Genomic DNA, 13,856 nt, shown 5'->3' on the forward strand with positions numbered 1-13,856 from the left:
TAATATTGTTCTTAGGCATAATAATTTTCTTGCATACTATGCCCCCTGAATTTTAACGCAGGAAAAGGCGCCAGATCCGCCTTTTCTTGTTGGGGGTAAACGTGAAAAATTATGTTCGTTTTGGTGGGGCCGTGCTCGCCCTGGCTAGTCTCGGCGCGTGCGCCACAATTACGCGTGGCAGTAAGCAGAAATATGAGATTTTGTCAGAACCTTCGGAAGCTAATGTAACGCTTTCGCTCGGTCAGAAGTGCGTCACGCCCTGCAAGCTCAAATTGAAGCGAAAGGAAGCGTTTGTTGCGACCTTCGAAAAAGAAGGGTTTGAAACGCAACAGGTGAACGTAAAGAGTAAGTTTTCAGGGGGTGGGGCAGCTGCGGGTGCCGGGAATATTTTGCTCGGCGGCTTCATCGGAGCAGGCGTTGATGCGAGCAGCGGCGCGCTGAACAATCTGGATCCCAATCCGCTCAAGGTTAGCCTGAAGGCCGTGGCGTTGGCAGAGCCGGCCGCAGAAGCAGCGCCGCAGCCGACCGAAACGACCCCCGCGACTGAACCGGCGCCCGGCGAAGCGGCTCCTGCGGTCGAAGCAGTTCCAGTTGCATTGGAAGAGGCCGCTCCGATTGCGCCCTCAACGGGCGGCAATTAACCAAACAGCACGCGTGCTGCCTCGTCCCATAAGTGGGGAGAGGCAGCGCCGAGCAGACCCCGACGGTCATCGCCCACGACATAAGGCGTACCGTCGGTTCGGCAGAGTTTGCCACCTGCCTCGTTGAGGAAGATCGCGCCTGATGCATGATCCCATGGCAGGCTGCGTTCAAAGACCGTCAGGTCGTTCTCACCCAGAACAATACGGGGATATTGCTCAGCAGCACAGCGGGGGATTTCTACGGTTTCGAACTTGCCTTCTGATCTGACCATCATGTCCGCGCGCTGCTGTGGCGTCATATAATAGGTTGCAAGCGCCGCTATGGGCAGCTCTGCGCCGCTTGGACGGGCTTTGGTTGCCACCTCATTCACAAAAGCGCCCTTGCCAAGCGCTCCATGGCACATTCGTTGGCGGATGGGATCCAATATCCAGCCAGCCAATATCTGGCCGTCGTTGACAAGAGCCACCATGATGCCGAACGGGGGGTGTCCTGCAGAAAAATTGCCTGTCCCATCAATGGGATCGATGATCCAGTTTAGACCATTTCCCGCCGTTTCAAGCACCGTAGGATCGGCAGCGCAAGCCTCTTCGCCAATCACGCCTGCTTCAGGCAGGATCTGGCTTAAACCTTCACTCAGTCGGACTTCGCTTTCCTTATCGGCGATAGTGACAAAATCGTCAGGCCCTTTTTCCTCGACTTGATGATCGGCCAGGTTCCGGAAGCGCGGCATCACAATGTCCGTAGCGACTTGCCGCATCAGAGCAGCGACGGGACCGTGGAGTTCGTGCATAGTGAGATTAGCTCCGATAATCGGCGTTGATGGAAATATAGCCATGGGTCAGGTCGCAGGTCCACACGGTGGCGCGGCCTTCGCCAAGGCCCAGGTCGACCTCTATATCGATTTCCTTGCCCTTCAGATGCGCTGCAACGGGGGCCTCATCATAGCCTTCCACGGCGAGACCATCCTTCGCCACCTGTATGCCGCCGAAGCGTATGGCGAGCTTGTCTCGATCGGCGGCTTCGCCCGCTTTGCCCACCGCCATGACAATCCGTCCCCAATTGGCGTCCTCGCCGGCTATCGCGGTCTTTACGAGGGGTGAATTGGCGATGGAAAGGGCAATCCTATGCGCGCTTTCATTGTTTTCTGCGCCGTGGACACCGATCTCGATGAACTTCGTTGCGCCTTCGCCGTCACGAACGACCAGATGCGCCAGTTGGCGGCAGATGTCCGAAAGAGCAGCCTGGAAGGCGTCCGCACCGTCATCTTCGATAGAGGTGAGGGGGGGGGCGCCCGCCTTGCCGGTGGCAAAGGCCAGCACGGTATCGGACGTCGATGTGTCGCTGTCGACTGTGATGCATGAAAAGCTCGAACGGTTGGCATTGGCCAGCATGTGCTGCAGCAAAGGCGCATCAACGGCGGCATCGGTGAAGATGTAGCCCAACATCGTGGCCATATCGGGCGCGATCATGCCGGAACCCTTGATGATGCCCACCAGGTTGACGGTCCGGCCGCCCACGACGGCTCGCGTCACCGCCGCCTTTGGGAAAGTGTCGGTGGTCATGATTGTGGCGGCAGCCTCTTCCCAGCCGCAGGGTAGTGCAGCAAAGGCCGCCGCCAAGCCCAGTTCCGCCTTGTCGATTGGCAGCGGTACGCCGATGACGCCGGTGGACGAGACGAACACATCCGATGGCTGGCATCCCAAATGGCCCGCCACCCTTGCGGCAATGGCCTCTACGGCCGCACGTCCGCGATTGCCGGTGAAGGCGTTGCTGTTTCCGGCATTTACCACCAACGCCCGCGCTCGGCCGAGGGGTAATGCGTCGCGGCACCATTCTACCTCTGGAGAAGGACATTTGCTGCGGGTTGTGACCCCGGCCACCATGGTGCCTTCGTCAAGCTGGACGTAAGTCAGATCACAGCGGTCCCATTTTTTGTAATGGGCACGCGCAACGCGCAGGGTTACCCCGGCAACTTGCGGTAGTTCGGGAAAGGAGGCTGGAGCGAGTGGAGATTTTTCCATGACCGGGCTCTTTTACACAGGATGGGTCAGGGCTCAATTTGAAATCAGGGCCAGCAGACGCTTTGCCTCAGCTTTCGTCCATGCAAAAAAAGAGGCGGCCGGAAGTCGGCCGCCTCTGATTTTTTCCGTTAGGAACGCGCGATTATTCGGCGGCGTTTTCAACGGCGTTGCTGGTCGCGTTTTCAGCGGCGTTTTCCATAGGAACAGCAGCATTCTCAACGACGTTTTCAACGACTGCGTTCGAAGCGTTCGCGGTCTCTTCAGCAGGCTTTTCACCGCAAGCGGCGAGGGCCATCAGACCAGCTGCGGCGAAAACTACAGCAAATTTGTTCATGTTATAAGGCTCCCATAGCAATAAATCGCTTCGAAGCATTTCGCCCGTCGCGAGGGCTCCGCATTAACGTCCGCACACGTAACGTCAATAGTTTTTCGCACTGCAAAAGGTTTCAACCACTCGATGAAACCCCGGCTATCCCCCAAAAACCTATTCATTCCCTAACTTGTCGGGAGCATTGGCGGCTATTGCCAGCACCGCCGTCCAGGCCGCCACATTCTGCGCCAGTTGCTCTGGATCGATCTTGTCCAGCGTGTCATCGGGCGTGTGATGCAGGTCAAAATATCTTGTGCCGTCTTGCCGAAGATCGACGACGGATGCGCCCTTCTTAATCAGGGCATTGATGTCGGCCCCGCCATTGGCCTCACCCTTACCTTTACCGATACCAAGAGGCGCAACGGCGGCAGCCAGTCGATCTCTCAATCCCGAGGCGGCTTTGGGAAAGTTGAATTCAATCTGCCAAACCCGGTCTGCGCCGAAATCCGATTCCATGACTAAGGCATGCTTTTCCCCGCCATGGGTGGCGGCATAAGCGTCCCCACCATAAGCGCCTACTTCTTCGGCTCCTGCCCAAAGTACCCTGATAGTGCGGCGCGGTGTGCCAGAAACCATTATGCGCTTCGCAGCAGCAGCAACGATGGCAATTCCGGCGCCATCGTCCACAGCGCCCGTGCCAAGATCCCAGCTATCGAGATGGCCCGCCACTACGACAACACCTGCAGAGGGGTCACTGCCGGGAACTTCGGCAATGACATTCCCCGAAGTCCGTCTACCGACCGGACGGGGTGTCAGCTTCAGGCGCAGCCGGATCGCCTGGCCCCGCTTGACCATACGGAAAAGATTGTCGGCATCCGGGTTGGATAAAGCGGCTGCGGGAATGGGTTTAACGCCCTTTTCGAAATCAGTGACGCCCGTATGCGGATTACGGTGACTGTCAGTGCCGACGGACCGGATCACAATGGCGGCCGCGCCTTTTTGAGCAGCGACGCTGGGCCCCGAAAAACGGGCAGGTCCGAAGGCTTCATAACTGGAGCCATCTTGCGTCCGGTTCATGGCGTGATCGAGGAAAACGATCTTTCCGTGAAGACTGTTGGCCGATGCAGTCTTCAACGCTTCCAGGGTCGGAAAATAAATCAGTTCGCCCTCCAGGCCTTGCTCGCCCGTCGACGCACTGTTTCCAAGCGCCGTCAGCGCCAGATTTTGAGGATAGGGCGAGACAACGCTGCCCATTTCCTCGCCGCGCACCCAGACGGGCATCTGAAATTCTTCTATCCGCACGTTGGAGAAACCCAACGCCGTCAGCTTTGTAACGGCCCACTGTCTTGCGCGAGCCTCTGTCTCGGTTCCCGCCAGCCGGGATCCGACTTCCGTCGTCAACCCCTCGACAATGTCCCAGGCTATTTCATCTTTGAGCGCAGCATCACGCAAAGCCGCCGGATCGTCGGGCGTCTGGGCAAAGGCAAAGGTCGGGAGTGCCGTGGCGAGTAGCGCGGCAGTCATTAACCGTATGTTTTTCATGGTCAAAGGCTTAAACTTCAAAACCAGCTTTGCCAATGTGGCAATCCAGTTCGAAATCATTTCCGTAAATGCCGAAACGCCTTATCCGTTTCGAAATGCCGTCGATCGGAAAAATGGGGCAGTTCTTACTTCCCCCGAGCGGGGAACTGCTCTAGTTCGGCTCGCAAATCTCATAGCTACCGGATCAATGGAGTGACCGCTTAAAATGGCCGTGCAATACAGCTTCGTCATGAAGGGCCTGACCAAGACCTTCCCTGGTGCCCAGAAGCCCGTTTTCAACAATATCCACCTGCAGTTCCTGCCGGGCACGAAGATCGCCGTCATCGGCGTGAACGGTGCGGGTAAGTCCACGCTGATGAAGGTCATCGCGGGTATCGACAAGGAATTTCAGGGCGAGGCGTGGGCCGCCGAGGGTATCAAGGTCGGTTATCTGGCGCAGGAGCCTGAGCTCGATCCGTCCAAGGACGTCAAGGGCAATGTCATGGACGGCGTTCGCCCCGTTGCCGACATGATGGATCGTTTCAACGAGATCAGCATGCTGATGGCCGATCCGCCGGAAGACGCTGATTTTGATGCGCTCATGACTGAAATGGGTGAGCTTCAGGAAAAGATCGACGCGGTGGATGGCTGGACACTCGATAACCAGCTCGAGATCGCGATGGAAGCTCTGCGCTGTCCGCCGGGCGACGCGGACGTGAGTTCGCTTTCGGGCGGTGAAAAGCGCCGCGTGGCGCTTTGCCGCCTTCTGCTTGAAAAGCCTGAAATTCTGCTCCTCGACGAACCGACCAACCACTTGGACGCCGAAAGCGTCCAATGGCTGGAAAATCACCTGATCAATTATGCCGGCAACGTCATCCTTGTCACCCACGACCGCTACTTCCTCGACAATGTGGTCGGTTGGGTACTGGAGCTTGATCGCGGCCGCGGCATCCCGTTCGAGGGCAATTATTCCGCTTGGCTGGAAGCCAAAGCCAAGCGGATGGCGCAGGAAGAGCGCGAAGAAGCTGGTCGCCAGAAGGCAATCAACGAAGAGCTTCAATGGATTCGTCAGTCGCCCAAGGCGCGTCAAACCAAGAGCAAGGCGCGTATCCGGGCCTTCGACGAGCTGGTCGAAAAGCAGAACGCCCGCGCACCCGGCAAGGCTCAGATCGTTATCCAGACACCTGAACGCCTTGGCAGCAAGGTGATCGAGGCAAAGGGTCTGACCAAGGCTTATGGCGATAAGTTGCTTTTCGAAAATCTCGACTTCACCCTTCCGCCTGGCGGCATCGTCGGAGTGATCGGCCCCAATGGCGCGGGCAAGTCGACCTTGTTCAAGCTTATTACGGGTAAGGAACAGCCCGACGGCGGCTCTATTGAAGTCGGTGACACGGTGAAGCTCGGTTATGTCGATCAGAGCCGTGATCATCTCGATCCAAACCATAATGTATGGGAAGAAATTTCAGGGGGTCATGACCTCATGACCATAGGCAAGCATGAAATCCAGACGCGTGCCTATGTCGGCGCGTTCAACTTCAAGGGCGTCGATCAGCAGAAGAAGGTCGGCCAACTCTCCGGCGGTGAGCGCAACCGCGTGCATATGGCAAAGCTGCTGAAAGAAGGCGGCAACGTCCTGCTGCTCGACGAACCGACCAACGATCTGGACGTCGAAACCCTTCGCGCGTTGGAAGATGCCTTGGAAAATTTCGCGGGCTGTGCCGTGGTCATCAGCCACGACCGCTTCTTCCTAGACCGCCTGGCTACGCACATCCTCGCCTTCGAAGGCGACAGCCATGTCGAATGGTTCGAGGGGAATTTTGAAGCCTATGAAGAGGATAAGCGGCGGCGTCTGGGCGATGCGGCCGATCGGCCGACGCGCCTGGCCTACAAAAAGCTGACGCGGTAATTCAAGAATGGGGGCGGCGTTAGCCGTCCCCAACTCCGCTCAGTTGATCGGGTCTCGTTTCGCTCGCGACCGGAGCCGAATCGCCCAGGCCCTCTTACCTACAGCACATATTTGCTGAGGTCGGTATCGCGCGCCACGGCGGCCAACTGCCGGTCGACATAGGCGGCATCGACGATGAAGGTTTCGCCCCTATGTTCCTCGGCATCGAAGCTGATATCTTCGAGCAGTTTTTCCATGACGGTCTGCAGGCGGCGGGCGCCGATATTTTCGACTTGACCATTCACCTCCGCGGCAATCCGAGCAACGGCGCGAATCGCGTCTTGGCGCATATCGATGGTCACCTCTTCGGTTGCCAAAAGGGCCTTATATTGTTCGGGCAGGCTGGCCTTCGTCTCACTTAGGATAGAGACGAAATCTTCTTCGGTCAGAGCCTTCAACTCGACCCGGATCGGCAATCGGCCTTGAAGCTCCGGCAGCAGGTCGCTGGGTTTCGCGACATGGAATGCGCCTGACGCGATGAACAGGATATGGTCTGTCTTAAGCGGGCCGTATTTCGTGGAAACCGTGGTGCCTTCGATCAGCGGCAACAAGTCGCGCTGAACGCCCTCGCGGCTTACCGAACCGCCCCGTACATCGGAGACGGCAATCTTGTCGATCTCGTCAAGGAAAACGATGCCATTCTGTTCGGCATCATTGATCGCGGTGCGGGCGACATCATCCTGATCGAGGCGTTTGTCCTGCTCTTCCTCGACCAGCTTGTCCCAAGCGTCGGCAACGCGCATCTTGCGGCGCTTCTTGTGCGATTGGCCAAATGCCTTGCTCATCATGTCGGAAAGATTGATCATGCCGACCTGCCCGCCCAATCCTGGGATTTCCATCGGCATGGAGGGGCTGTCTTCGACTTCGATCTCAAGCTCGACGTCGTTCATCGAATTTTCTTCGATCCGCTTACGGAAGCTGAGGCGAGTGGCCTCGCTCGCTTCCTTACCGGTGAGCGCATCTAGCAGGCGCTGCATTGCGGCCTCGGACGCGGCATCCCGTACAGCTTCGCGGCGGCGATCCCGTTCCAGGCGGACCGCCTCCTCGACGAGATCCCGCACGATCTGCTCCACATCGCGGCCGACATAGCCGACCTCTGTGAATTTCGTGGCCTCGACCTTTACAAAAGGAGCATCGGCCAGCTTCGCCAGCCGGCGGGAAATTTCGGTCTTGCCGCAGCCTGTAGGCCCGATCATCAGAATATTCTTGGGCGTCACCTCATCGCGCAATGCCTCCGACAGGTGCTGCCGCCGCCACCGGTTGCGCAGCGCCACGGCCACCGCGCGCTTTGCCTCCTGCTGGCCGATAATATGTTCGTTCAGGGCTGCAACAATGGCTTTGGGGGTAAGGTCGTCGTTCATAAACTCGTTTCCATTCGTCCCGAGTGAAGTCGGGGGGACGTTGATGCAGCGCGAACGTGTCTCGACTTCGCTTGACACGAACGGGATCGAAATCAGGCGGCGCTTTCCAGCGTCTCAATCGTGAGTTGGTCGTTGGTGTACACGCAAATGTCGGCGGCGACGGCCATCGCTTTGCGTGCCAGCGTTTCTGCGTCGTCTTCGTAAGAGATCAAGGCCCGGGCGGCCGCCAGGGCGAAATTACCCCCCGAACCGATCGCCGCAATGCCATCGATCGGTTCCAACACGTCACCATTACCGGTGATGATGAGGGTGATGTCCTTGTCTGCCACGGCCATCATCGCTTCCAGATTGCGGAGATATTTATCCGTCCGCCAATCCTTCGCCAATTCCACGGCTGCACGCATCAACTGGCCGCCATGGCGCTCCAGCTTTCCCTCCAATCGTTCGAAGAGGGTGAAGGCGTCTGCGGTTGCGCCAGCAAAGCCGCCGATGACGGAGCCGTCATGCAGCCGGCGAACCTTGCGCGCATTGGGCTTCATCACCGTCTGACCCATGGAGACCTGGCCGTCCCCTGCGACGACGACCTTTCCATTCTTCCGCACTGACAGGATAGTTGTGCCATGCCATACGGGCATGGCGTTTCGTTCGTTTCCGCTCATGAGCGGCCATATGGTATGGCACCGTGCCGACTGCAAGGCGATGTTGGAGGCATTCTGATCAAGGCGTGAAGCTCCTTGGCGCGGGGTCGATCACCGCGAAGCTGCCCGGATTGATCTGCTGAACCTCAAGCGCGCGCTGGGCTATCCCATTCCGGTCGAAACGGAACGCGCCGTCAATGCCCGAAAAGCCGCCTTCGTCGATCAGCTTGCGAGCAGGGAAGGGCGTGCCCACCCGCCAGTCCTGAGCCACGCGGACGGTCAGCAGAACGGCGTCATAGCCAAGCGCCGCCAACCGAAAAGGCGTTTCGCCATATCGAGCACGATATTTGGCGGCGAGCTGGCGATAGAGGCCATCGGATACACTCGCAAACCATGCGCCTCGCAGCGCTGGCGCGCCGGCCAGATTACTTTCGGTGTTCCAAAGCTCAGTTCCCAAGATCTTTGCCTGACCTCCGCCATTGCTCCGGATAAGCGGCGCGGCCTGGATCGCTACCCGCCCGCTATCGGCAATGAGAATGGCGTCATAGCTGCCATCCTGCGGCAGTTTCTTAATTGCCGAAGTGATGGAGCTGGCGCTCCGATCAAAGGTTTGCATTGAAACCACCGTGCCGCCTGCGGCTTCCACCCCGCGTAAAAGGGCCGTGGCGGCTCGCTCGCCATAGGTGCCGCGCGGCACGAGACCGGCAAAGCGGCTCATGCCCTTCGACTTGGCGTACATCAGGACGCGATTGATCGATTCGGCGGGGTTGTACCCCATCAGGAACACGCCATTGCCCCCAATGCTCACATCATTCGAAAAGCTGATGATCGGGACCCCGGCCTTGCGCGCCACAGGAGCGACCTCTCGCACATTTTCCGCTAGGAGGGGCCCCAGGATCAGCTTGTTGCCATCCGCAATAGCCCGTTGAGCGGCGGCGGCGGTGCCACTGCTGGTGTCATAGGTGGTGATGCGCAGCTTTTGCGTCTTGGTATCGAGCAGGGCCAGCGTTGTGGCATTGGCGATAGACCGGCCGACATTGGCGTTGGTGCCAGACATCGGAACCAGAAGGGCCACACGGTGACGGGCGGCGTCGGTGGGAAGGCCGGGCTGTATAGGGCCGGGCTCTGTGGGCGTCGGTGCCGTTGACGGAGGCGCTTCGCCCCGCGGGATGAGCGACTGACAGCCTGCGATCAACAAAGCGCCCGCCATGGCCGCCAACCGCATGAAATTCCCGCCGGCGGACCATAAGCCCGCTTGCCGTTCGACACCCGTCTCTGCCATTGAGAATCCTATGATTAGCAAATTTCAACCCGGTCTTTATATCGTGGCGGGGCCGATCGGCAACTTGTCTGATCTGACGCCCCGGGCAGCCGAACTTCTGAGGGAAGCGGATGTCGTGGCCGTGGAGGATACAAGGGTGAGCGCAAAGTTGCTGCGCCACGCCGGATCGGACCGCCCGATGGTGCCCTATCACGACCACAGCAGCGAGCATCTTCGCGCGCAATTGGTGGAGCGGATGTCAAGCGAGGTCGTAGCGCTGCTTTCTGATGCAGGAACGCCGCTGATTTCCGATCCTGGCTATAAGCTGGTCCGTGATGCGCGGGCGGCCGGACGGCATGTGACGACACTTCCGGGGCCTAGCGCCGCGATTGCCGCCTTGACGCTGTCCGGCCTGCCAACGGATCGCTTCCTCTTTGTCGGTTTTCTCCCTTCGAAGGAGAAGGCGCGGGCAGATGCGCTGGACGAAATAGCAGCCTTGCGGGCAACGCTGATCTTCTACGAAAGCGGACCGCGGCTCTCCGCCAGTATCGCGGCTATGGCGGCGCAGTTGGGGGATCGTGATGCGGCTGTGGTTCGGGAGATCAGCAAGGCGTTCGAGGAGACGGTGACGGGACGGCTTTCGGAGCTTTCCAACCGCTATGTCGCAGCGCCTCCCAAAGGGGAGATCGTGGTCATCGTCGGGCCGCCGGGAGAGGCTCCGCCGCCCAGCCAGGAAGACAGCGATACAGCGTTGAAGGAGGCCATGGAACGTCTGCCGATATCCAAGGCGGCGGGGGAGGTCGCGGTTAAGTTCGGACTTGATCGGCGGACGCTTTATGCGCGCGCACTGGAGTTGAAGGAAGGCGGATGAAGCGTCAGCAGGCTGAAGCGCGTGGCCGTCGCGCAGAGACGCTTTGCGCATGGTGGCTGCGTATGAAGGGCTGGCGCATATTGGCGCGACGTGTGCGTACCCGCATGGGCGAGGTGGACCTGATCGCTCGGCGCGGCCGGATAGTCGCTTTCGTTGAAGTGAAAGCGCGCGGCACGCTGGCAGAACTTGACTTCGCCATCGACGAGCGTCGTTTAGGGCGTGTCGCGGCGGCAGCACGCATGCTGGCCCCTCGCTATGTTCGGAACGGCGATGATGTGCGGATTGACGTAATGCTGCTTGCGCCGCGCCAATTGCCGCGCCATCTGATCAATGTCTGGCATGGTGGTTAAGTCCATTGGAACTCGACAAGGAATAAAAAATGACGCTGAAAGTCGCCGTGCAGATGGATCCGATGCACTCTATCAAAATTGGTGGCGATTCCACCTTTCACCTGATGTTGGCGGCGCAAAGGCGGGGGCATGAGCTGTTTCATTATCAGGCGCCCGATCTTAATTACCGCGACGGCAGGGTTTGGGCGAAAGCTTATCCGGTGAGGGTACAGGCGATTGAAGGCGAGCATTTCAGCTTCGGGAAAGGCGTAAAGCTGGACTTGGGCCGTGAAGCCGACGTCGTTTTGATGCGTCAGGATCCTCCCTTCGATCTTGGATATATCACCGCGACCCACCTGCTGGAACGCATCATGGACGAAACCCTGGTAGTGAATAACCCGGTTTCAGTCCGCAACGCGCCAGAAAAAGTGTTTGTTCTGGACTATGCCCGTTTCATGCCGCCGACGCTCATCACCCGCAGCCTGGAAGAAGTGCGAGCGTTCCAGGCCGAGCATGGCGACATCGTCGTGAAACCCTTGCATGGGAATGCCGGCAGCGCCGTTTTCCGCATCGGGGCCGATGGAGCCAACCTTGCCGCTCTAACCGAATTATTCGGACAGGTCTGGGTGGAACCCTTCATGGTTCAAGCCTTTATCAAGGAGGTGTCCGGCGGGGATAAGCGGATCGTGCTGGTCGATGGAGAAGTAGCCGGCGCCATCAACAGGTTGCCCGGAAAAGGTGAGATCCGGTCGAACCTTGCGGCAGGGGGGTATGCGGAGAAAACCGAATTGACCGCCAGCGAGCTGGAAATTTGCGAGGCGCTGAAACCCCAACTGAAAAAGCGGGGGCTGCTTTTTGTCGGAATTGACGTGATCGGCGGCAAGTGGCTCACGGAAATCAATGTGACGTCGCCAACCGGGATAGTGGCGATCGACAAGTTCAATGGCACCGACACAGGCGGAATGATCTGGGATGCCATAGAGCGTCGACTGAAAGGGCCGCGTTAGAAATGGCACCCATTTACCGCCCGGGTTTGGCTTCAGGCCCTTGGATGTGCATTTCTGTATACGTCCAGCAAGTGCGCCGCGTCCACCTGCGTATAAATCTGGGTCGAGCTTAAACTCGCGTGACCCAGCAACTCCTGTAAGGATCGTAAGTCCGCGCCTCGGCCCAGAAGGTGCGTCGCAAAGCTATGCCGCAGGGCGTGCGGCGTGGTCCGCTCCGAAAGACCCAGACGTCGTCGCGCGCCCTGTACAGCACGGCGAATGAGTGCAGGGGAGAGGGGGCCACCCTGCTTTCCCCGGAAAATGGGCTCATCGAGGATCGCCTTCCAAGGACAAACCGATAAATAAGCCTCGATCGCGTCTCGCACTTGCGGCAGCAGGGGGACGATCCGGGTCTTTCCGCGCTTACCGGTCACTCGAAGGGTCTCGCCCAGCGGCAATATATTACCCGCCAGACCCAAAGCCTCACTGATGCGAAGCCCAGCGCCATATAGCAGCAGTAATACCGCCCAATCCCGTGCGCCAATCCATCCTTCGCTACGCTGCTCACTAATGTCTTCGGCTAGGGCGATGGCTTCGTCGGGCGAGATTGGACGCGGCACTCCGGGCTTCACCCTCGGTCCTTTTATCGCAGGGACATGAGCCTCAGTCCCTCCTGCAAATTTCAGAAAGCCCCGCACCGCTGACAGTTCGCGCGCCGCAGAAGCATTGCCCAGACCATCCGTTCGCCGATGAGCCAGAAAGGCGCGTAGGTCAGCGGGTGTGAGCGATGCTAAAACTTGCCCAGTGACCGCCGTACCATGATGGTCCTGAAGAAAATTCAACAGCCGCTCGGCGGCCGCAACATAAGCGCGCACTGTGTGCGGCGATCGGCGCCGGTCTTGTGCCAGATATAGACGCCATCGTTCCAGTAAAGATTGCGCCGCGGTCATGCCTCGCTTTTAGAATGAGAGGATCACCCAGCCAAGAGCTTACGGGATATTCCTTCTCGGCTTTCGGAAAGCAACGGGGCGGTGGCACCGGACATCGCGGGTATCGCAAATTGTGTCGGCACTTATCGACTTGATTTCATGCTCCGACCGCTGAACCTGCTCACCATCCCTGGCCTGAAGGCGCGAAGGCGGAAGCCGTGCAGCGCAGGCTCCTTATTCGGAGATCTTGGCCCCGAAAGGCTTCACCCTAGCGCATTCCTAAAATGCAGCGGCGGCGACAACACGCCGCCAAGCGCCAGTTCGAACCCGGCGGCGAGGACCTTGCGATCGCTGACCGGATGAGTACCCGCATGAATCAGTAGCGCGCGCGCCATCACAAGCAGCATTTCGACACGTGCGTCGACTTCCTTCGGATCCAGCCCCTCCAGCACCGTTTCCATAATCTTGCGGCTTTCCTCGCGGAAACGCCGATCTGCACGCAAGACCAATTCTGCAACCTTGGGATTGCGTCCCGCCTCGGCCAGGACTTCCAACGCGAGCGCCGCGCGATCATGGTCGAGCAGCCACATGATCTTGTTTAGGAACGCGTCGATGATCGTGGGGACCCCGAGACCCGCATAATCGCCCAGTTGCGTTATGTGCAGCATGAAATCCTCGAAATCGCGCTCGCTGAGCGCGATCATGATCGCCTCCTTGTTCTCGAAATATTGGTAGATATGGCCAACGCTCATTTCCGCTTCAGCAGCGATGCGGCTCATGCTTGCCGCGTGAAACCCCTCGGCACGAACGCAAGCGCGGGCCGCTTTTAAAATCTGGGCCTGCCGTCGCTCCGTGCGTTCTTCCTGTCGCGACGTTGCTGCTGCTGATCGTGCCATCATCGCCTTTCTGTGCTATCGTTCGAAACACGCCCCTGATTGTTCCAACCGATAGCGAATTAAGGGCATGAATGTAAGAGTGAATGATCATTCTTTTCTTGTTGACTTGGGTATGGGACGGGCGCAACATTCCCCTTGGCTTTGTG

General features: G+C 58.7%; 14 protein-coding genes. 5 read left to right on the plus strand and 9 right to left on the minus strand.

Annotated features, from left to right (window positions below; genetic code table 11):
- Positions 1–101 precede the first annotated feature (101 nt).
- On the plus strand, positions 102–641 hold the full coding sequence (locus HNQ99_RS09625) for a translation initiation factor 2 (protein ID WP_184475425.1): 540 nt from the start codon (positions 102–104) through the stop codon (positions 639–641).
- On the opposite strand, the gene HNQ99_RS09630 is transcribed toward HNQ99_RS09625, so the two are convergent.
- The 4 genes from HNQ99_RS09630 to HNQ99_RS09645 form a co-directional block, all read right to left on the minus strand.
- Entirely contained in the window at positions 638–1,432 is a 795-nt protein-coding gene (locus HNQ99_RS09630) for an inositol monophosphatase family protein (RefSeq protein WP_184475426.1), read from the minus strand. The two genes, HNQ99_RS09625 and HNQ99_RS09630, sit on opposite strands and share 4 nt — an antisense overlap.
- A 7-nt stretch (positions 1,433–1,439) precedes the next feature.
- Positions 1,440–2,663, minus strand: coding sequence for a bifunctional glutamate N-acetyltransferase/amino-acid acetyltransferase ArgJ (argJ, locus tag HNQ99_RS09635; protein WP_184475427.1), 1,224 nt, complete (start codon positions 2,661–2,663; stop codon positions 1,440–1,442).
- Between the two features lie 142 nt (positions 2,664–2,805).
- Positions 2,806–2,997, minus strand: coding sequence for a hypothetical protein (locus HNQ99_RS09640; RefSeq protein WP_184475461.1), 192 nt, complete (start codon positions 2,995–2,997; stop codon positions 2,806–2,808).
- Between the two features lie 150 nt (positions 2,998–3,147).
- Positions 3,148–4,515 carry a M20/M25/M40 family metallo-hydrolase gene (locus tag HNQ99_RS09645; protein ID WP_184475428.1) on the minus strand — a complete coding sequence of 456 codons (1,368 nt, stop codon included), beginning with the start codon at positions 4,513–4,515 and terminating at the stop codon, positions 3,148–3,150.
- A 205-nt stretch (positions 4,516–4,720) separates the two neighbouring features.
- On the opposite strand from HNQ99_RS09645, the gene ettA reads away from it, so the two are divergent.
- Positions 4,721–6,400 (plus strand): energy-dependent translational throttle protein EttA, encoded by a 1,680-nt coding sequence (gene ettA / locus HNQ99_RS09650; protein ID WP_184475429.1) that lies wholly within the window; start codon positions 4,721–4,723, stop codon positions 6,398–6,400.
- A 98-nt stretch (positions 6,401–6,498) separates the two neighbouring features.
- On the opposite strand, the gene hslU is transcribed toward ettA, so the two are convergent.
- The 3 genes from hslU to HNQ99_RS09665 all read right to left on the minus strand — a co-directional run bounded on the left by hslU (position 6,499) and on the right by HNQ99_RS09665 (position 9,720).
- Positions 6,499–7,800, minus strand: a complete 1,302-nt coding sequence (hslU, locus tag HNQ99_RS09655) for an ATP-dependent protease ATPase subunit HslU (protein WP_184475430.1) — start codon at positions 7,798–7,800, stop codon at positions 6,499–6,501.
- A gap of 92 nt (positions 7,801–7,892) precedes the next feature.
- On the minus strand, positions 7,893–8,435 hold the full coding sequence (gene hslV, locus HNQ99_RS09660; protein WP_184475431.1) for an ATP-dependent protease subunit HslV: 543 nt from the start codon (positions 8,433–8,435) through the stop codon (positions 7,893–7,895).
- 82 nt (positions 8,436–8,517) lie between these two features.
- Positions 8,518–9,720 (minus strand): penicillin-binding protein activator, encoded by a 1,203-nt coding sequence (locus tag HNQ99_RS09665; RefSeq protein ID WP_184475432.1) that lies wholly within the window; start codon positions 9,718–9,720, stop codon positions 8,518–8,520.
- 10 nt (positions 9,721–9,730) lie between these two features.
- On the opposite strand from HNQ99_RS09665, the gene rsmI reads away from it, so the two are divergent.
- The 3 genes from rsmI to gshB are packed head-to-tail and all read left to right on the plus strand — an operon-like array spanning position 9,731 to position 11,906.
- Positions 9,731–10,570, plus strand: a complete 840-nt coding sequence (gene rsmI / locus HNQ99_RS09670) for a 16S rRNA (cytidine(1402)-2'-O)-methyltransferase (protein WP_184475433.1) — start codon at positions 9,731–9,733, stop codon at positions 10,568–10,570.
- Entirely contained in the window at positions 10,567–10,920 is a 354-nt protein-coding gene (locus HNQ99_RS09675) for a YraN family protein (RefSeq protein ID WP_184475434.1), read from the plus strand. Before rsmI ends, HNQ99_RS09675 begins: the two co-directional genes overlap by 4 nt.
- 29 nt (positions 10,921–10,949) lie before the next feature.
- A complete protein-coding gene (gene gshB, locus HNQ99_RS09680; protein WP_184475435.1) occupies positions 10,950–11,906 on the plus strand; it encodes a glutathione synthase in 957 nt (318 codons plus the stop codon).
- A gap of 32 nt (positions 11,907–11,938) precedes the next feature.
- Here the strand turns inward: gshB and HNQ99_RS09685 are convergent, their stop codons facing one another.
- Entirely contained in the window at positions 11,939–12,835 is an 897-nt protein-coding gene (locus tag HNQ99_RS09685; protein WP_184475436.1) for a tyrosine recombinase XerC, read from the minus strand.
- Between the two features lie 242 nt (positions 12,836–13,077).
- Positions 13,078–13,713, minus strand: coding sequence for a TetR/AcrR family transcriptional regulator (locus tag HNQ99_RS09690; RefSeq protein WP_221232642.1), 636 nt, complete (start codon positions 13,711–13,713; stop codon positions 13,078–13,080).
- Positions 13,714–13,856 lie beyond the last annotated feature (143 nt).

Origin of the sequence: Rhizorhapis suberifaciens (assembly GCF_014200045.1) — a bacterium.
Taxonomy (GTDB): Bacteria; Pseudomonadota; Alphaproteobacteria; order Sphingomonadales; family Sphingomonadaceae; genus Rhizorhapis; species Rhizorhapis suberifaciens.